We start from the raw sequence: 17,024 nt of genomic DNA, 5'->3' as shown, positions 1-17,024 counted from the left end.
GATGGTATGGAGCGTGAATATCATGGTTATTCGTAGAAATTGTGCGCAGTATCAACGAATATGCTGGAATCTCCGAAACGGATCATGCAGCATGCCATCGACTGTATGAGAGCGCGCTTGCCAGCGCGGAACGGCATCGGATGCCGAACGGAAAAAACAAACGGGGAGTTTGAGCGCATGATGATTCGAACGGGCTTTTTGAGCGCGCTGGCGTTGCTCGTCGCGCACACGGCGCAGGCCGGGGTTTCCCCGCAAGAGGCCCAGAAACTGAAAGGGGAATTGACGCCGTGGGGTGCGGAGCGCGCGGGCAACAAGGAGGGAACGATTCCCGCCTGGACCGGCGGTCTGACCAAGGCGCCCCCCGGCTACAAGCCGGGAGACCCGCGTCCGGCGATCCACCCCGAGGACAAGGTCCAGTTTTCGATCAATTCGAAGAACATGGACAAATACAAAGACAAGCTATCGGCCAACCTCATGGTGCTGATGGCCAAATACCCTGATTTCCGCATCGACGTCTATCCAAGCCGCCGTACCGCCGCTTTCCCGCAGTGGGCCTATGAGCAGACGTTTCTGAACGCGACCCGTGCCACCACCACCAACGACGGCCTGACCGTCGAAGGCGCGTTTGGCGGCCCGCCTTTCCCGATCCCCAAGACCGGCCGCGAAGTGGTTTGGAATGCTCAAATGCGTTTCACCATGCCGGAATTCGAGTATCTCGCGAAGAACTGGGCGGTGACGGCGAGCGGTGAGAAAATTCTGCTCTCCGAAGTGAACCAGCGTTGGTATTCGCCGATGTTCGATCCGAAGCTGACGTTGGACGAGTACCAGAAGAACTCCAGCTTCTTCAGCGTCGGCCGTTCGGAATTCACTGGACCGCCGGTCAAGAACGGAGAGATGCAGCTGATCCGGGTGCCGGCCGACACCTTCAAGTACAAGAATGACATTTGGCAGTATCTGGCGGGCCAGCGTCGTCTGCGCAAGGCGCCGAATCTGAACTACGACGCGCCCAATCCCAACACGTCGGGGATGTCCAACGTCGATGAATCCTATGGCATTGCCGGGCCGCTCGACCGCTTCGACGTCAAGCTGCTGGGCAAGCGGGAGATGTTCATTCCCTACAACAACAACAACATGGTGCTGATGTCGTCCGACCAGATCGTCAGGGCGAACTATCCCAACCCGGACACGGTCCGTTGGGAGCTGCACCGCGTCTGGGCGGTCGAACTGACCATCAAGGACGGACAGCGCAACACGGTGCCCCATCGCATCGCCTACATCGACGAGGACACCTGGAACTTCGCCGTTGTCGACTCCTTCTCGGCGGACGGGAAGCCTTGGAAAATCACCTATATGCCGCAGTATGTCTGCTCCGACGAACTGGCGGTGGGATACACCGGTGCCTTCGGCGTGAACCTTCAGAACGGCACCTACCTCTACGAAGCCGACATCGCGGGTTCGCCCAAGCCTCTCAACGCGGTGCCGCGCAGCCCGGCCTCCTACTACACGCCCGATGCGCTTGCCGCCGCCGGGGTGCGCTGACCCGGCATTGGGGATGCTGACAGCCAATCCCGGCCGCGTTGGGCTGCCCGGGCCATGACGGCGCACCGCCCGATGGCGAGCCAAAGCGCGACCAGAACATTCGCTATTCCATGGGGGGGACCATGCTCAACGCTATTTCCGGACGCAAGACCCAACGAGAGGCCGCGTCCTTGCCCAGCTTTCGTGACCGGCTCGCCGGCGGGAGGATCGGTGTCCTGTCCGCCCTGGCGGCCGGCGCGACGCTGATGGCCGCTCCGGTCGGCGCGGCGTCGTTGCTGGACGACGATGGCTGGCAGATCTCGTGGGACAACACCCTGAAATATTCGGCCGCCTTCCGCACCAAGAACCCGTCCGACCAGGTCATCAACGGTCCGGTCGTCAACGGATTGACGGCCGCGCAACGCGACGACGGCGACCGGAACTTCCGCAAGGGGCCGATCTCCAACCGTGTCGACCTGCTGTCGGAATTCGACGTCAACTATCAGAAGACCTATGGGTTCCGGGCCAGCGCCGCGGCCTGGTACGACACCGTCTACAACAGCGCGACCGACAACAACTCCAACGGCACCTACAACCAGCCGGGCACGATCTCCAATCGGGACTTCCCGTCGAAGACGCGCCAGCTCCATGGCCGCAACATCGAGCTTCTCGATGCCTTCGCCTACGGTCGCAGCGAGATCGCCGACATGCCGATCAATCTGCGCCTCGGCCGTTACGCCCAGCTGTGGGGTGAGAGCCTGTATTTCGGCAACAACGGCATCGCCGCCGGTATGGCGCCGCTCGATACCATCAAGGCGCTCAGCGTTCCGGGATCGCAGGTCAAGGAACTGATCATGCCGGTCGCCCAGGTGGGCGGCCAGTTGCAGGTCACGCCGAACGTCTCGCTGGCCGCCTACTATCAGCTCGAATGGCGCCGGAACCGCAACGCCGGCGTCGGCAGCTTCTTCAGTCCGGTCGATTTCGTCGATTACGGTGGCAGCTGTCTGTTCGGCATGGCGGTCCCCGACCGCACCTGCGTCGGCCCCCGGCAGAGCGACCGCAAGCCGAAGGGGGCGTCGGGCCAGTATGGCGCCTCGGTGAAATACACCCCGGACGATGGCGATTACTCGGTCGGCCTCTACGCCTTGCGTTTCAACGCGAAGGACCCGGTCGTCTACACCCCCCTGACCCGCGCCTTCACGCCGGAATATTATCTGGCCTTCCCCGAGGGGATCGAGCTGTACGGCGCCAGCTACACCACCAACATCGGCGACGCGAACGTCGGCGGCGAAGTCAGCTTCCGGCGCAACCAGCCGCTCGCCTACGACCCGAATGTCGGTCTGGTGCTGTTTCCCGGACAGCAGGGCGACGGCAAGGACAATCGCTGGTACCCGACCGGCGACACGCTGCATGCCCAGTTCTCCGGCCTCTACGCGCTGCCGCGCTCGGATGCCGGCCTGTGGGACGGCGGCACGGTCACCGGCGAACTGGCGTTCAACCACGTCGTCAACACCCACAACAACAACAGCGCCGTCAGCCTGTTGGACCCGGCCAAAAGCCGCTCCGCAGCCGCTCTGCAGGTCGGCGTGATGTTCGACTATTACCAGGTGATGCCCGGTCTCGATGTGAGCGTCGGCCCGAACGTGCGTTTCGGCCTGTTCGGCGATTCGCTGATCGATCCCGGCATGAGCCGGAAGTCCGGCACCGTCTCGTTGGCGGCGACCTTGACCTACCAGACCGTCTGGAAGGGCGGCCTCAGCTACACCCACTTCGTGGGCGACCTCGCCCGCCAGCCCTTCGCCGATCGCGACTTCATCGGCTTCAACGTTCAGCGGACCTTCTGAGCACCGGGTTGGAATGAGGGGTGTCCGGCGTCCCTTGGACGCAGGACACCCGGGATGAAAAAACGATGAGCAGGAACATGAAGCGTCAACGGCCGAAGTTTCTTGGATGGGGGTGCTGTCTCGCGCTCGTGGCCGGGATCTGCCAGGGTGGGGGAGCGGCGGCGGCGTCAGGCCGCTGGTCTGTTTTGGACTCGCCCGCCCTCTCCTCCAGCCCGGCGGCGCGGCCGTTCCTTCTCAGCGGCGCGCGGGCGGGAAACCGGCTCGTCGTGGCGGGCGAACGGGGGATCCTGTTCCTGTCCGACGACAACGGGCAGACGTGGCGCCAAGCCGCCGTCCCGGTCGGGGTGAGCATCACGGCGGTCCGCTTCGCTACCCCGCGGCGCGGCTGGGCCGTCGGTCATTTCGGCGTCGTGTTGCAGACGGAGGACGGCGGCGAGACGTGGCGCAAGCAACTCGACGGCGTCGCGGCCGCCCGGTTGCTGCTGGAGGATGCCCTTCGGCGCACCGGGAGCGACCGCTCCGACGATGCGGTCCGCTGGGCCGAACGGATGGTGAAGGACGGGCCCGACAAGCCCTTTCTGGACCTGCTGATACTCGGGGAGCGCAGCGCGCTGGTCGTCGGTTCCTACGGCCTGGCGTTCCGCACCGACGACGCGGGCGCTCGGTGGGAGCCTTCGGTCGCGGCGATCGCGGACAACCGGCACCTTCACCTGAACGCCGTCTCCACCATGCAGGGGAACGGCACGGTCTTTGTGGTGGGCGAACAGGGGACGGTTCTGCGCAGCGGCGACGCCGGCGCGTCGTTCGAGACGCTGAACTCGCCCTACGAAGGCAGTTTCTTCTCGGTGCTCGCCACCTCTCCCAAGGATGTCCTGATTTTCGGGCTGCGGGGCAACGCGTTTCAATCCTCCGACGGCGGCGTCACCTGGGCGCCGCTCGACCTGAAGAGCGGCGCGACCCTGACCAGCGCCATCGCGCTGCGGGATGGCGGCGTGCTGGTGGCCGACCAGGGCGGCCAGCTGTTCCGCCGCGAAGCCGGATCGTCGCGCTTCGCTCCGGTCGAGAGTCCGGTGCGGCTTCCCTTGGCCGGCTTGGTCGAGGCGGCGAACGGCACGGTTCTGGGTGTCGGCCCCGCCGGTGTGCTGCCGGTCTATTCACCTCTTTCGCGGTAGTGGCTCACATGGCAAAAGCGCATCTGAAGGCGATGGGTGATCGGGCCAAGGACGTCGCGTTCGACCCAAGCGCCGGTTCCTGGATCGAACGTTCCCTGTTCGGCCACCGCAAGCTGATCGTTCTCCTCTGCACGGCGGTGACCCTTCTTCTCGGCTGGCAGGCGCTGCACATCCGCCTGAACGCCAGCTACGAGAACATGATTCCCACCGGCCATCCCTACATCCAGAACTACCTCGCCAACAAGAATTCGCTGGCCCAGGAATTCCAGGGCAACGTCGTCCGGATCGTGGTGGAGAACACCAAGGGATCGATCATCGACCCGCGCTACATCGAAGCGCTCAAGCAGATCAACGACGTCACCTTCCTGATGGAGGGGATCGACCGCCAATTCATGAAATCGATCTGGACGCCTGGCACGCGCTGGTCGGAGGTGACGGAGGAAGGCTTCGCGTCCGGTCCGGTGTTGCCCGACGAGTATGACGGGTCGCCCGAGACCCTGGAGCAGCTTCAGCGCAACATCCAGCGCGCCGGGATCGTCGGTCAGTTGGTCGCGAATGATTTCCGCTCGACCATCATTCTGGCGCCCCTGCTGGAAAAGGACACCAACACCGGCGAGCCGCTCGACTACGGGCGTCTGTCCGACCGGCTGGAGGAACTGCGCGCGCGCTTCGACCGCGACGGCATCAGGATCCACATCACCGGCTTCGCCAAGATCGTCGGCGACCTGATCCAGGGATTGCAGCAGATGCTGTTCTTCTTCGGGATCGCCATCGTGATCGCGTCGGTCCTGGTCTATTGGTACACGCGCTGCGTCCGCAGCACCTTTCTGGTGGTGGCGTGCTCGCTGATCGCGGTGGTCTGGCAGCTTGGCCTGCTGCCGCTGTTCGGCTACGCGCTCGATCCCTATTCGATTCTGGTGCCCTTCCTTGTCTTCGCCATCGGCATGAGCCACGGGGCGCAGAAGATGAACGGTGTCATGCAGGACATCGGTCGCGGCATGCCCAAGCTGATCGCCGCCCGGCAAACCTTCCGGCGCCTCTTCATCGCCGGCTTCACCGCGCTGATGTGCGATGCCGTCGGCTTCGGCGTCCTTCTGATCATCCAGATCCGCGTCATCCAGGATCTGGCGATCATGGCCAGCATCGGCGTTGCGGTTTTGACGTTCACCAACCTGATCCTGCTGCCGATCCTGCTCAGCTACACCGGCGTCAACGCCCAGGCCGCCGAACGCAGCCTGCGGTCGGAGACGGAGGCGCTGGCCGGAACCGAAAAGCATGTCGTCTGGCGTTTCCTCGACCTCTTCACCCGGCGGGGGTGGGCGATCCTCGCCGTCTCGGTCGCGGCGGTGGTGACCGTCGGCGGCTGGTTCGAAAGCCACAAGCTCCAGATCGGCGACCTCGATCCCGGCGCCCCGGAACTGCGCGCGGACTCCCGTTACAACCAGGACAACGCCTATCTCATCAGCCACTACAACATGAGCAGCGACATGCTGGTCGCCATGGTGAAGACAACGCCCGGCACCTGCGCGTCCTACGACTCCCTGCTGCGGATGGACAGCATGGAGACCGCTCTGCGCAAGCTGCCTGGTGTGACGGCCACCAATTCCCTGGCGGGGATGAGCCGGCTGATGCAGACCGCCCTGAACGAGGGCAGCCTGAAATGGTACGAGCTGACGCCGAACCAACTCACGTTGAATCAGATGACGTCGATGGTGCCGGTCGATCTGGTGGGCCGCAATTGCGAACAGACGCCGGTCGTCGTCTCGCTGGCCGACCACAAGGCGGCGACGCTGGAACGGGTGGTGTCCACGGTGGAGTCCTTCCGCGCCCAGGACACTGCCGAATCCAAGCTGCTGCTGGCCGCCGGCAACGCCGGCATCGAGGCGGCGACCAACATCGTCGTCAAGGAAACCTCGCGGTCGATGCTGCTGTGGGTTTACGCGGCGGTGATCCTGCTGTGCTTCATCACCTTCCGCTCCTGGCAGGCGGTGGTCTGCGCGGTGCTGCCGCTGGTCGTCACCTCGATCTTGGGCGAGGCGCTGATGGTCCATCTCAACATCGGCGTCAAGGTGGCGACGCTTCCGGTGATCGCGCTGGGTGTCGGCATCGGCGTGGACTACGCGCTCTATGTGCTGAGCATCGTGCTGGCGGCGCTCCGGGCGGGGATGACGCTGTCGACCGCCTATTATCAGGCGCTGCTGTTCACCGGCAAGGTGGTGATGCTGACCGGCTTCACCCTGGCGATCGGCGTGGCGACCTGGGTCTTCTCGCCCATCAAGTTCCAGGCCGACATGGGACTGATGCTGGCCTTCATGTTCCTGTGGAACATGCTGGGCGCGCTGGTTCTGTTGCCCGCGCTCGCCTACTTCCTGCTGCCCCGCTAGCGTGAGGCCGTTGCGTCGCACGGCCGCCCCAGCACGGTGGGAGGGGTGTGAGGGCGGGGCAGCGCTCCGGACGCCGGCGAACCGACTTCCAATCACAACGATCAATCCTGGAGCCTCTTCGATGAGTGATGCGTTTCCCGACGGCGCCACGGCGCTGGTGACGGGTGCCGGCAGCGGCATCGGCCGCGCCACCGCCCAGGCTTTCGCGCGCAACGGCGTGAGAGTCGTCGTTTCGGATGTCTCCCCGCTGAATGCCGAGGCCACCGTTGCCGGCATTGTCGAAGCCGGCGGGGCCGCCATTGCCTGCGTCGCCGACGCAAGCCGGGAGGAGGATATCCGCCGCCTGGTCGACACGGCGTTGGAGGCATACGGACGCCTCGACTGCGCCGTCAACAACGCCGGCATCAACATCGAGTTCAAGGCGGACTACGACGTCGATGAGTTCGATCGGACCATGGCGGTGAACTGTCGTGGCGTCTTCCTGGCCATGAAGCACGAGATCGCTGCGATGCTCAAGCTGGGTGGCGGCTCCATCGTCAACACCTCGTCGATCAACGGCCTTGTCGGCAACCCCATGCAGCCCGGTTACGTCACCAGCAAGCATGCGGTGATCGGCACCACCAGGCAGGCCGCGTTGCAGTTCGGGCCGCATGGGATCCGTGTGAACGCGGTGTGTCCCGGTATCATCGCGACACCGATGACGTCCCGTCCCGAGATCGGCGGCCCCGAGGTGATGCCGCAATACGCGAAGGCCGCGACGGCTCTGGGCCGCATCGGCACTCCGGAGGAGATTGCCGAGGCGGTCCTTTGGCTGAGCTCGAGCAAGGCCAGCTATGTGACGGGCCACGCGCTGGTCGTCGATGGCGGCTTCACCGCCGCTTGATCCCACGGCGCGCGGCGAAGCGGGCTTGCGGCGTCACGGTCTCCCGCTGCCGACGCTTTGGGGGCCTTTTGCATGGAAACGATTTCCAGGAGCGGAACGGATGATTTCTCGGATCGGGCTCATCGGCCTGCTGGCGATGGCCGCCGTGCATGGCGCGCAGGCGGCCGTCACGGTGCAGGAAGCGGAGGCGCTGAAGGGTGCGCTGACACCCATGGGTGCCGAACGCGCGGGCAACAAGGAGGGAACCATTCCCGCCTGGACCGGCGGCCTGACCAAGGCGCCTCCCGGTTTCAAGCCGGGTGACCCGCGGCCGGCGATCCATCCCGAGGACAAGCTCCAGTTCTCGATCGATGCGAAGACCATGGGGGCATACAAGGACAAGCTGTCCCCCAACCTGATGGCCCTGATGGCCAAGCACCCGAATTTCCGTATCGACGTCTATCCCACCCGCCGCACGGTCGGCTTTTCGCAATGGAGTTACGATCAGACTTTTCTGAACGCGACCCGGACCATCACCACCAACGATGGCCTGACCGTGGAGAACGCGTTCGGCGGCACCCCGTTCCCGATCCCGAAGACCGGCCGTGAGGTGATTTGGAACGCTCAGATGCGCATCACCGTGCCGGAAATGGAAACCGTCGCCAGGAACTGGGTGGTGATGGCCAGCGGCGAAAAGGTCATGCTGTCGGAGTTGAGCATGCGGGTCGCCTACCCGATGTATGACCAGACCAACAGCCTTGAAGGATACCAGAAAGGGCCGGGTTTCTTCAGCCTGACCCGCACCGAATTCACCGGGCCTGCGGTGAAGAACGGCGAGATGATGCTGATCCGCTATCCGATCGACACCTACACGAACAAGAATGACGTCTGGCAGTATCTGGCCGGGCAGCGTCGTTTGCGCAAGGCGCCGAACCTCGCCTACGACGCGCCGAACTCCTACACCTCGGGCATGACCAACATGGACGAGTCCTACGGTGTCTCGGGCGCGCTCGACCGTTTCGACGTCAAGCTGCTGGGGAAGAAGGAGATGTTCATCCCCTACAACAACAACAACATCGCGCTGGCCAAGACCGAGACCATCCTGACGCCGAACGTCCCCAACCCGGATGTCGTGCGCTGGGAGCTGCACCGTGTCTGGGTGGTGGAGATGACGGTCAAGCCCGGGCAGCGCAACACGGTGCCGCATCGGGTGGTCTACATCGATGAGGACAGTTGGAACTTCGCGATGGTCGACTCCTTCTCGGCCGACGAGAAGCCCTGGAAAGTCACCTATTTCACCCAGTATGTCTGCCCCGATGGACCGATGACGGGCTTTGCCGGCTACTTCAGCATCAATCTTCAGAACGGGGTCTATTTGATGGAGGGGGACATTTCCGGTTCGCCCAAGCCTCTGAATTGGCTTCCGAAGAGCCCTGCCAGCTACTACACCCCCGATGCGCTGGCGGCTGCGGGAACGCGCTGATCGAAAAGGGTGGGGGACAAGGTCTCCCACGAGGTCCCCCGGTCGCGCGCTTCTCCCCAATCTCCCCGTCACGCCCTGAGCGCATTTGTGCGTGACGCGGGAGCCACTCACAGTCCCGGCGAAGACAAGACATGAGCGACCGATTTGAAGAGATTGCGGGCCGGTTGGATCGGCTCGAATCGATCGATGCCATCCGCCAGCTTGCCGCCAAATATTCGCTGGCGCTGGACATGCGTGACTCCGATGCCTGGGTGAACCTGTTTCCCGAAGATGTGGCGGTCGGTGGCGGCCGATCGGGGCGCAAGGCGCTCCGCGACTGGTTCGACGAGACCCATTCCCGGCAGTTCGACGGCACGTCGCATCACATCGGCGGCCACATCATCGAGTTCGACGATCCGGACCACGCCCAAGGCATCGTCTATTCCAAGAACGAGCACGAAAGCGGCGCGGATTGGGTCATCATGCAGATGATGTATTTCGACCGCTACGAGCGCCTCGACGGACGCTGGTATTTCCGACGCCGGTTGCCGCTCTATTGGTACGCGAGCGATCTGAACAAGCCGCCCATAGGCGGCCGCAAGATGCGGTGGCCCGGCGTTCCGCCCTATGAGGGCAGCTTCCACGATCTCTTCCCTTCTTGGAAGGCGTTCTGGGAGCGGAGCGGCGGACCTTCGGCCCTCCCCGTGGCCGATCCGGCGCCGCTCGAAAAATTCATCGACACCATGCGCAGGGGGCATCCCCTGCCAAAGCCGCGCGTGCGGAGCTGATGTCCACGACGAGCGACTGGTCCGACCGGACCCGGCAACCCGACGCGGGATCGTGTCGAAAGCCTGTTGGCCGCGGGATTGGCTGAGGCGGTTTCGTTTGGCGGGGTCGTCATCAGCGATCCGAAGCCGGTCGTGCAGTTCCGCCATCAGGCGCCGCCGACGGAGCAGGAACCGGCATCTTTCTCACCGGCCATGGCGGGTGTCGTCGGGGCTGCATCGAGCATCCGGCCTTACGGACAGGACGGACGAGCATTCCCATGACCAAGCCACTTGATGGGCGTGTCGCGCTGGTGGCTGGCGGTGGCCAGGGAGGCGGCCAAGGCATCGCCCGTGCATCGCCCGTGCGTTGGCCCGGAGCGGCACCAGCGTAGCGCTGGCCCAGCGCCGTGTCGAGGAGGCATGGGTAGGGCAGAGCTGGACATTGGGGGCCGGTCGCCTCTTCCTGGCCAGCGAGTGGAGCGGCCATCTCAACGGCAACCCGCTCTTCGTCGATGGCGGCTCCCACATCAACGGCGTGTCGTGGCGGCCGGCGGTCGACGAAGAGGGAAGTGATCGCAAGTGCGGCGTGGTTCGGCGCCGCCGGGCCAACGGTCGTTCCTCGGGCAGGGAGCAAGCTGGAGATTACCGATTGATCTCCAACTCGCCGTCCTCCGGCCCCGCCCCGCTCTGTTGCCGGGTTGCATGCGAGGAGGAACGCGCCATCACGCGGAACGCGCCGATGGTGTCAGCGCTCGCGGCTTCGGTCATGACGACCTCGGCGTCGGACAAGGCCAGGCAATCCTCAAAAGTCAGCATCTCAATACCTTCAAAGTGTCGAGAACGTGAAGAGATCGCTTCTCTCACCGGGAGGGAAGCGGTGGATTGTGTGTGTCATCGTAAAAGCCGCGACCAGCTTTCCGGCCGGTCCAGCCTGCTTCGATATACTCGTTGCCTCCTCGCTGGTGTCGGAGGCGACGACGTCATGACCCGCCCTGGCGCAAACTTGAGCGATGCCGGATCCCATCCGGCCTGCTCCGATGACACCGATCGTCTTGATTGGGGGCATTGACATATTACTCGGAGCCTGCCGGGCAGGGTTTATCGGTCATTCCTTTCTTCAGCGCGCTTTGTCCAGTTCGGCCGTCAGCTCCGGCACCGCCTTGAAGAGGTCGGCGACCAGCCCGTAATCGGCGACCTGGAAGATGGGCGCTTCCTCGTCCTTGTTGATGGCGACGATGACCTTGCTGTCCTTCATGCCGGCGAGGTGCTGGATGGCACCGGAGATGCCGACGGCGATGTACAGCTCGGGCGCCACGATCTTGCCGGTTTGCCCGACCTGGTAATCGTTGGGCACGAAGCCGGCGTCCACGGCGGCGCGCGAGGCGCCGACGGCGGCGCCCAGCTTGTCGGCCAGCGCCTCCAGCAGCGGGAAGTTCTCGCCCGACTGCATGCCGCGCCCGCCCGACACCACCACGCGGGCGGCGGTCAGCTCCGGACGCTCCGACTTGGTAAGCTCGGCCGAGACGAAGCGCGACAGGCCGGCGGCCCCGGCGCCCGCGACCGGCTCGACCGACGCCGAACCGCCGGTCGCGGCGGCGGTCTCGAAGGCGGTGGTCCGCACGGTGACGATTTTCACCGCGTCCTTCGACTGGACGGTGGCGATGGCGTTGCCGGCGTAGATCGGCCGCTCGAACGTGTCGGCCGAGACGACGCCGGTGATGTCCGAGATCGCGGCGACGTCGAGCAGCGCGGCGACGCGCGGCAGCAGATTCTTGCCGACCGAGGTGGCGCCGGCCAGCACATGGCCGTAACCGCCCTTGGCGATCGACACCACCAGCGGGGCGACCTCCTCGGGCAACTGATGCTCAAAGGCGGCGTCGTTGGCCAGCAGGACCTTCGACACGCCGGCGACCTTGGAGGCGGCCTCGGCGACAGCCTGGGCGCCCTTGCCGGCGACCAGGAGATGGACGTCGCCGCCAATTTGGGCGGCGGCGGTGACGGCGTTCAGCGTGGCGGGCTTGAGCGTCGCGTTGTCGTGCTCGGCGACGACGAGAATGTTGGCCATGGTCAGATCATCCCCTCTCAGATCACCCGCGCTTCGGTCTTCAGCTTGTCGACCAGGGTCGCCACGTCGGCCACCTTGACGCCGGCCTTGCGCTTGGCCGGCTCGACCACCTTCAGCGTCGTCAGGCGCGGGGCGACATCGACGCCCAGGCTGTCCGGGGTGACGGTCTCCAGCGGCTTCTTCTTCGCCTTCATGATGTTGGGCAGCGAGGCGTAGCGCGGCTCGTTGAGGCGCAGGTCGGCGGTGACGATGGCCGGCAGCGTCAGCTCCACCGTCTCCAGCCCGCCGTCGATCTCGCGGGTGACGGCGACCGAGCCCTCGCCGGGGACGAGCTTCGAGGCGAAGGTGCCCTGGCCCCAGCCGAGCAATGCGGCGAGCATCTGGCCGGTCTGGTTGCAGTCGTCGTCGATCGCCTGCTTGCCGAGGATGACCAGCTGCGGCCCTTCCTTGTCCACCAGGGCCTTCAGCACCTTGGCGACGGCCAGCGGCTGGGTCTCGGCGTCGGTCTGCACCAGGATGGCGCGGTCGGCCCCCATGGCGAGCGCGGTGCGCAGCGTCTCCTGCGCCTGGGCCGGGCCGACCGACACGGCGACGATCTCGCTCGCCTTGCCGGCTTCCTTGAGGCGAACCGCTTCCTCGACGGCGATCTCGTCGAAGGGGTTCATGCTAATCTTCACGTTGGCGGTCTCGACGCCGCTGCCGTCCGCCTTCACGCGGATCTTGACGTTGTAGTCGACCACTCGCTTAACGGGCACCAGAACCTTCATTGTTGCGCTCCTGCTCCTGCCTTTACCCGGTTGATGAGCTTTCAACGCCCCGAGAAGACCGGTGAACGTTTGCCCAGCAGGGCGGCGACGGCTTCCTTGTGGTCTTCGGTCGCGTGCGCCAGGGCCTGCATGGCGGCCGACATTTCCAGCAGCGCGTCGAGCTTGACGTTGCGGCCTTCCCGGAGAAGGCGCTTGGTCATGCGGACCGCGTGTGATGGGTTCGCGGCGATGCGTAGGGCAAGGCGCCGGGCATGATCCAGAAGCTCCGCGTCCGGCACGATCTTCGAGACCAGACCGCAGGCAAGAGCTTCAGCGGCGTCGATGGGGTCGCCGGTCAAGGCCATCTCGCAGGCTTTGGAAAAGCCGACGACGCGCGGCAGCAGCCAGGCACCGCCATCTCCCGGCACGATCCCGACCTTGACGAAGCTTTCGGCAAAACGGGCGCTTTCCGCGGCGATGCGGAGGTCGCACATGCAGGCGAGATCGCAGCCGGCGCCGATCGCCGGACCGTTCACCGCCGCGATGATCGGGACCTCCAGTGCCTCGAACGCCAGGGGAATGCGCTGGATGCCGCGCTTGTAGTTGCGGCGGGTCTGGGCCGGGAGCGGATCGTTGATGCCGCCTTGTTCCCCCATCGTCTTGAGGTTGCCGCCCGACGAAAAGCTGCTTCCGGTGCCGGTGAGGATGGCGGCCCGCACGGACATGTCGCCGTCGATGCGGTTCAACGCCTCCAGAAGCGCCTCGATCATGTCATGATCGGAGATCGGGTTGCGGGTTTCCGGCCGGTTCAAGGTGAGCGTGACGATGCCATCGTTCTCTTCGTAAAGAACAGGATCGGGCATGGAAAAGACTCCTTCAAGGAACAGGGTGTGGGTGTCGGCTCCCGGACACCCGCCGGTCAGCGCAGTCCCAACCCGCGCGCGATGATGCCGCGCAGAATCTCCCGCGTTCCTCCGCGCAGGGAAAAGGCCGGAGCGTTGAGGATCGCGTAGCCGAGAACTGCGGACAGGGCATCGGGCGATCGCAGGGCCGGTTCCGTCGCCACCAACTGGCGGGCAATCTCGGGAATTTCCTGTTCGACGATCGCCCCCATGTCCTTGACGACGGCGGCCTGGAGGGCAGGATTCTCTCCCTTCTGCAGCATGCCCGCGACCGATCGGGACAGCCGGCGCAGCACGACGAGCTGCGCGCCCAGGCGTCCGACGGCATCGGCCGCCTGGTCCGAGGGAGAGGCTCCGAGGGCACGGATCAGCTCGACCAGCAAAACGAAGGTCGACAGGAAGCGCTCCGGGCCGCTGCGCTCATAAGCGAGTTCGCTCATGACCTGGTTCCAGCCATTCCCCTCCGGCCCGATGAGGGCGGAGGCCGGCAAGACGACATCCTCGAACACGACTTCGTTGAAGTGCCGTTCGCCCGACAGGTCGGCGATCGGACGGATGGTGATGCCGGGCAGGGTGAGGTCGACCAGGAATTGGCTGGTGCCGCCATGACGATCCTCGGCGGCGCCCGTCCGGCAGTAAAGGATCATGCAATGGGCGTGATGCGCGTAGGTGGTCCACAGTTTGGTGCCGTTGACCCGCCAGCCGCCCTCGATCGGGACGGCCCGTGTCCGCACCGCCGCGAGGTCGGAACCGGAATCGGGTTCGCTCATGCCGATGCAGAAGAAGCACTCTCCGGCGGCGATGCGCGGCAGGAAGGCGCGCTTCTGCTCCTCGGTCCCAACCTTGAGGATGAGTGGGCCGCTCTGCCGGTCGGCAATCCAATGCGCGGCGACCGGCGCACCGGCCGCCAGCAGTTCCTCCAGCACGACGTAGCGCTCCAGGGCGCTGCGCTCGTGCCCGCCATAGGCCTTGGGCCACGTCATGCCGATCCAGCCGCGCTCGCCCAGCTTGCGGCTGAAATCGGCGTCGAAGCCGCTCCAGGATTTGATGCGCTCGGAAGCCGGTCGGGACGCCAGTTCGGTTCCCAGGAACTCCCGCACCTCGGCGCGCAGGGACTCCGTGTCCGGCGACGCGGGCGGCGCCGGGAAAGAAAAATCTTGCATCTGCGTTTCTCCGGGATTGGCGGCGGCGCTCAGAGGGCGGCAATCAAGGGCCACACGCCATCGGCGCCCGCCGCGATCATCCGCCGCCCGATCACGCGGTTCCAATGCGCCTCGTTTCCAAATTCGTCACGCCAGGACCACAGTCGCTTGGTCAGAAAATGCAGGCTGTGCTCATGGGTGAAGCCGATGGCGCCATGCACCTGATGCGCGATGGTCGCGACGGCCCCGGCGGCCTCGCCGGCCCGCGCCTTGGCGGCGGCGATGGGCAGGAGAACGGTTCCATCATGCATCGCCTCGGCCGCGACGTCCGCCGATCCGGCGGCGGCGGCGGCGTGTCCGGCCATGATCGCAAGACTCTGCTGGATCGCCTGGAACTTGCCGATCGGCCGGCCGAATTGAACCCGGTCGTTGGCGTAGCCCACGGTCATCTCCAGCACCCGGCCGACCGCGCCGGCGATCGCGGCGGTGCGCAGCGCAGCCCCCATGGCGAAGCACTCCGCGAGGCCGAAGCCGTCGGGAAGCGGCGCCACGGCGCTCTCCGCCGCCACGCCCTCGATCCGCAGGGTGTCGCGCGGTTCGCAGGCGAGATTGACGCCCGGTTCCGTCCGGACCTGATCCCCCGTCAGGCGCACCGCCAGCACCCGCCCTTCATGCTCGGCGAGTCCCACCAGGACGGCCGCCGAACGGCCCCAGGGGACCCGGTGCGCGACACCGCTCAGCCTCCAGCCGCCGTCCGTGCGCGCCAGCGTGAGCCGATCATCGAGCCGTACCGGCGCCACGGTCGCCGGACCGGCGGCGAGCGGCAAACCGGCCGCCGCCAGAAGCCGGTTCGCCAGCATGGTTTCGGGGAGGGGAAGCGGGACGGCGAAGGAGCCGGCGATGCGGACCAGCATCGCCCCCTCGATCGCGTCGAGGCCCACGCCGCCATCCTCTTCGGGCACCAGGGCCAGGGGAAGGCCGAGTTCCTCGATCCTGTCCCATTGGGCACCAAGCCATTCCCCGGCCTCGGCACGATGCAACTCTTGCGGTGTGAACTGCTCGGTGAACAGCCGCGCCGCTGTATCCCACACGATTTGACTTGTCTCGCTCACCTTGGGACCTCTGGGCATGAATGGTGATTCCGGTCCATTGTCCGGAAGAGAGTTCTGAAAGGAGCGCTCACGTCTTCCGACGATGGAGTCGCGCGAGGATTTCGCCGACGATGCCTTTGCGGAAGACGAGGACGCAGACGACGAAGATGGCGCCGATGACGACCGGGACCGGCAGGCTGGTGGCGGCCAGATAGCTCTCCAGCGCCACCACCAGCGCCGAACCGACCACCGGTCCGAACAAGGTGCCCATCCCGCCGAGCAGCGTCATCAGGATCACCTCGCCCGACATCTGCCATGTCACGTCGGTCAGCGACGCCAGTTGGAAGACCAGCGCCTTGGTGCCGCCGGCCAGACCGGCCAGGGACGCCGACAGGAGGAAGGCGACCAGCTTGTAGCGCTCCGTCCGATAGCCGAGCGAGATGGCGCGCGGTTCGTTCTCGCGGATCGCCTTCAGGACCTGGCCGAAGGGCGAATGCACCGTCCGCCGGATCAGCGCGAAGCCGAGCAGGAACACCGCCAGCACCGTGTAATACATGGTCAGCGGTTGGGTCAGGTCGAACAGGCCGAACAGCGTGCCGCGCGGCACATCCTGGATGCCGTCCTCGCCACGCGTGAAAGGCATTTGCAGGGCCAGGAAGAAGACCATCTGGCTCAGCGCCAGCGTGATCATCGCGAAATAGATGCCTTGGCGACGGATGGCGATGACACCGAAGATCAGCCCGAGCAGGGCGGCGAAGGCTGTGCCGAGCAGCAGCCCGAGCTCCGGCGGCAGGCCCCACACCTTGACCGTGTGGGCGGTGACGTAGGCGGCGCCGCCGAAGAAGGCGGCGTGGCCGAAGCTGAGCAGGCCGGCGTAGCCGATCAGCAGGTTGAAGGCGCAGGCGAACAGCGCGAAGCACAGCACCTTCATCAGGAAGACGGGATACAGCGCGAAGGGCGCCACCAGCGCGATCAGCAGGCCGGCGCCGAACAGCAGCGCCGTGCGCGTTCCCGTTCCCGTGCCCGCCGTGGCGCGTACCCGCAGCCCGGTTTGCGTTTGCGTGGTCAT

At 65.5% G+C, this 17,024-nt stretch carries 15 protein-coding genes; 7 read left to right on the top strand and 8 right to left on the bottom strand.

Annotated features, from left to right (window positions below; all coding sequences use genetic code 11):
• Window positions 1–84: 84 nt before the first annotated feature.
• The 7 genes from JN22_RS05950 to JN22_RS05920 all read left to right on the top strand — a co-directional run bounded on the left by JN22_RS05950 (window position 85) and on the right by JN22_RS05920 (window position 10,030).
• Entirely contained in the window at window positions 85–1,539 is a 1,455-nt protein-coding gene (locus tag JN22_RS05950; protein ID WP_211099576.1) for a DUF1329 domain-containing protein, read from the top strand.
• 170 nt (window positions 1,540–1,709) lie between these two features.
• The gene (locus JN22_RS05945; RefSeq protein ID WP_179166049.1) at window positions 1,710–3,362 is read left to right on the top strand and encodes a DUF1302 domain-containing protein; all 1,653 of its coding nucleotides are present in this window, start codon (window positions 1,710–1,712) and stop codon (window positions 3,360–3,362) included.
• A gap of 65 nt (window positions 3,363–3,427) precedes the next feature.
• Complete coding sequence (locus JN22_RS05940; RefSeq protein WP_085553028.1) at window positions 3,428–4,534, top strand: WD40/YVTN/BNR-like repeat-containing protein; 1,107 nt, start codon at window positions 3,428–3,430, stop codon at window positions 4,532–4,534.
• A gap of 8 nt (window positions 4,535–4,542) precedes the next feature.
• Window positions 4,543–6,918: an efflux RND transporter permease subunit gene (locus JN22_RS05935; RefSeq protein WP_085553027.1), complete on the top strand. Its 2,376-nt coding sequence runs from the start codon at window positions 4,543–4,545 to the stop codon at window positions 6,916–6,918.
• A gap of 121 nt (window positions 6,919–7,039) precedes the next feature.
• The gene (locus JN22_RS05930; RefSeq protein ID WP_085553026.1) at window positions 7,040–7,801 is read left to right on the top strand and encodes a glucose 1-dehydrogenase; all 762 of its coding nucleotides are present in this window, start codon (window positions 7,040–7,042) and stop codon (window positions 7,799–7,801) included.
• 100 nt (window positions 7,802–7,901) lie between these two features.
• Window positions 7,902–9,263, top strand: a complete 1,362-nt coding sequence (locus JN22_RS05925) for a DUF1329 domain-containing protein (RefSeq protein ID WP_179166048.1) — start codon at window positions 7,902–7,904, stop codon at window positions 9,261–9,263.
• A 131-nt stretch (window positions 9,264–9,394) separates the two neighbouring features.
• Complete coding sequence (locus JN22_RS05920; protein WP_085553024.1) at window positions 9,395–10,030, top strand: nuclear transport factor 2 family protein; 636 nt, start codon at window positions 9,395–9,397, stop codon at window positions 10,028–10,030.
• A 621-nt stretch (window positions 10,031–10,651) separates the two neighbouring features.
• Here the strand turns inward: JN22_RS05920 and JN22_RS05915 are convergent.
• The 8 genes from JN22_RS05915 to JN22_RS05880 are packed head-to-tail and all read right to left on the bottom strand — an operon-like array spanning window position 10,652 to window position 17,024.
• On the bottom strand, window positions 10,652–10,825 hold the full coding sequence (locus tag JN22_RS05915) for a hypothetical protein (protein WP_179166047.1): 174 nt from the start codon (window positions 10,823–10,825) through the stop codon (window positions 10,652–10,654).
• 10 nt (window positions 10,826–10,835) lie between these two features.
• Window positions 10,836–11,075, bottom strand: a complete 240-nt coding sequence (locus tag JN22_RS34775) for a 3-hydroxyacyl-CoA dehydrogenase NAD-binding domain-containing protein (protein ID WP_143268201.1) — start codon at window positions 11,073–11,075, stop codon at window positions 10,836–10,838.
• A 51-nt stretch (window positions 11,076–11,126) separates the two neighbouring features.
• Window positions 11,127–12,074: an electron transfer flavoprotein subunit alpha/FixB family protein gene (locus JN22_RS05905; RefSeq protein WP_085553022.1), complete on the bottom strand. Its 948-nt coding sequence runs from the start codon at window positions 12,072–12,074 to the stop codon at window positions 11,127–11,129.
• Window positions 12,075–12,091: 17 nt separating this feature from the next.
• Complete coding sequence (locus JN22_RS05900; protein WP_085553021.1) at window positions 12,092–12,841, bottom strand: electron transfer flavoprotein subunit beta/FixA family protein; 750 nt, start codon at window positions 12,839–12,841, stop codon at window positions 12,092–12,094.
• Between the two features lie 41 nt (window positions 12,842–12,882).
• Entirely contained in the window at window positions 12,883–13,683 is an 801-nt protein-coding gene (locus JN22_RS05895) for a crotonase/enoyl-CoA hydratase family protein (protein ID WP_085553020.1), read from the bottom strand.
• Between the two features lie 56 nt (window positions 13,684–13,739).
• Window positions 13,740–14,990 carry an acyl-CoA dehydrogenase family protein gene (locus tag JN22_RS05890; RefSeq protein WP_223677592.1) on the bottom strand — a complete coding sequence of 417 codons (1,251 nt, stop codon included), beginning with the start codon at window positions 14,988–14,990 and terminating at the stop codon, window positions 13,740–13,742.
• Complete coding sequence (locus tag JN22_RS05885) at window positions 14,915–15,994, bottom strand: acyl-CoA dehydrogenase family protein (protein ID WP_223677591.1); 1,080 nt, start codon at window positions 15,992–15,994, stop codon at window positions 14,915–14,917. The genes JN22_RS05890 and JN22_RS05885 overlap by 76 nt, the downstream gene beginning before the upstream one ends.
• Before the next feature lie 49 nt (window positions 15,995–16,043).
• Window positions 16,044–17,024 carry a branched-chain amino acid ABC transporter permease gene (locus JN22_RS05880; protein WP_085553017.1) on the bottom strand — a complete coding sequence of 327 codons (981 nt, stop codon included), beginning with the start codon at window positions 17,022–17,024 and terminating at the stop codon, window positions 16,044–16,046.

Origin of the sequence: Azospirillum agricola, from assembly GCF_020005195.1 — a bacterium.
In the GTDB taxonomy this organism is placed as follows: Bacteria; Pseudomonadota; Alphaproteobacteria; order Azospirillales; family Azospirillaceae; genus Azospirillum; species Azospirillum agricola.
The sequence above is the reverse complement of the archived record's forward strand: the minus strand, read 5'-3'. Positions and strand labels throughout refer to the sequence as shown.

Coding starts and splice junctions, on each gene's coding strand:
- JN22_RS05950 (WP_211099576.1), top strand. CDS start 85: ATGCAGCATGCCATCGACTGTATGAGAGCGCGCTTGCCAGCGCGGAAC.
- JN22_RS05895 (WP_085553020.1), bottom strand. CDS start 13,683: ATGCCCGATCCTGTTCTTTACGAAGAGAACGATGGCATCGTCACGCTC.
- JN22_RS05880 (WP_085553017.1), bottom strand. CDS start 17,024: ATGACCACGCAAACGCAAACCGGGCTGCGGGTACGCGCCACGGCGGGC.
- JN22_RS05935 (WP_085553027.1), top strand. CDS start 4,543: ATGGCAAAAGCGCATCTGAAGGCGATGGGTGATCGGGCCAAGGACGTC.
- JN22_RS05885 (WP_223677591.1), bottom strand. CDS start 15,994: ATGCCCAGAGGTCCCAAGGTGAGCGAGACAAGTCAAATCGTGTGGGAT.
- JN22_RS34775 (WP_143268201.1), bottom strand. CDS start 11,075: ATGCCCCCAATCAAGACGATCGGTGTCATCGGAGCAGGCCGGATGGGA.
- JN22_RS05915 (WP_179166047.1), bottom strand. CDS start 10,825: ATGCTGACTTTTGAGGATTGCCTGGCCTTGTCCGACGCCGAGGTCGTC.
- JN22_RS05905 (WP_085553022.1), bottom strand. CDS start 12,074: ATGGCCAACATTCTCGTCGTCGCCGAGCACGACAACGCGACGCTCAAG.
- JN22_RS05940 (WP_085553028.1), top strand. CDS start 3,428: ATGAGCAGGAACATGAAGCGTCAACGGCCGAAGTTTCTTGGATGGGGG.
- JN22_RS05920 (WP_085553024.1), top strand. CDS start 9,395: ATGAGCGACCGATTTGAAGAGATTGCGGGCCGGTTGGATCGGCTCGAA.
- JN22_RS05925 (WP_179166048.1), top strand. CDS start 7,902: ATGATTTCTCGGATCGGGCTCATCGGCCTGCTGGCGATGGCCGCCGTG.
- JN22_RS05900 (WP_085553021.1), bottom strand. CDS start 12,841: ATGAAGGTTCTGGTGCCCGTTAAGCGAGTGGTCGACTACAACGTCAAG.
- JN22_RS05930 (WP_085553026.1), top strand. CDS start 7,040: ATGAGTGATGCGTTTCCCGACGGCGCCACGGCGCTGGTGACGGGTGCC.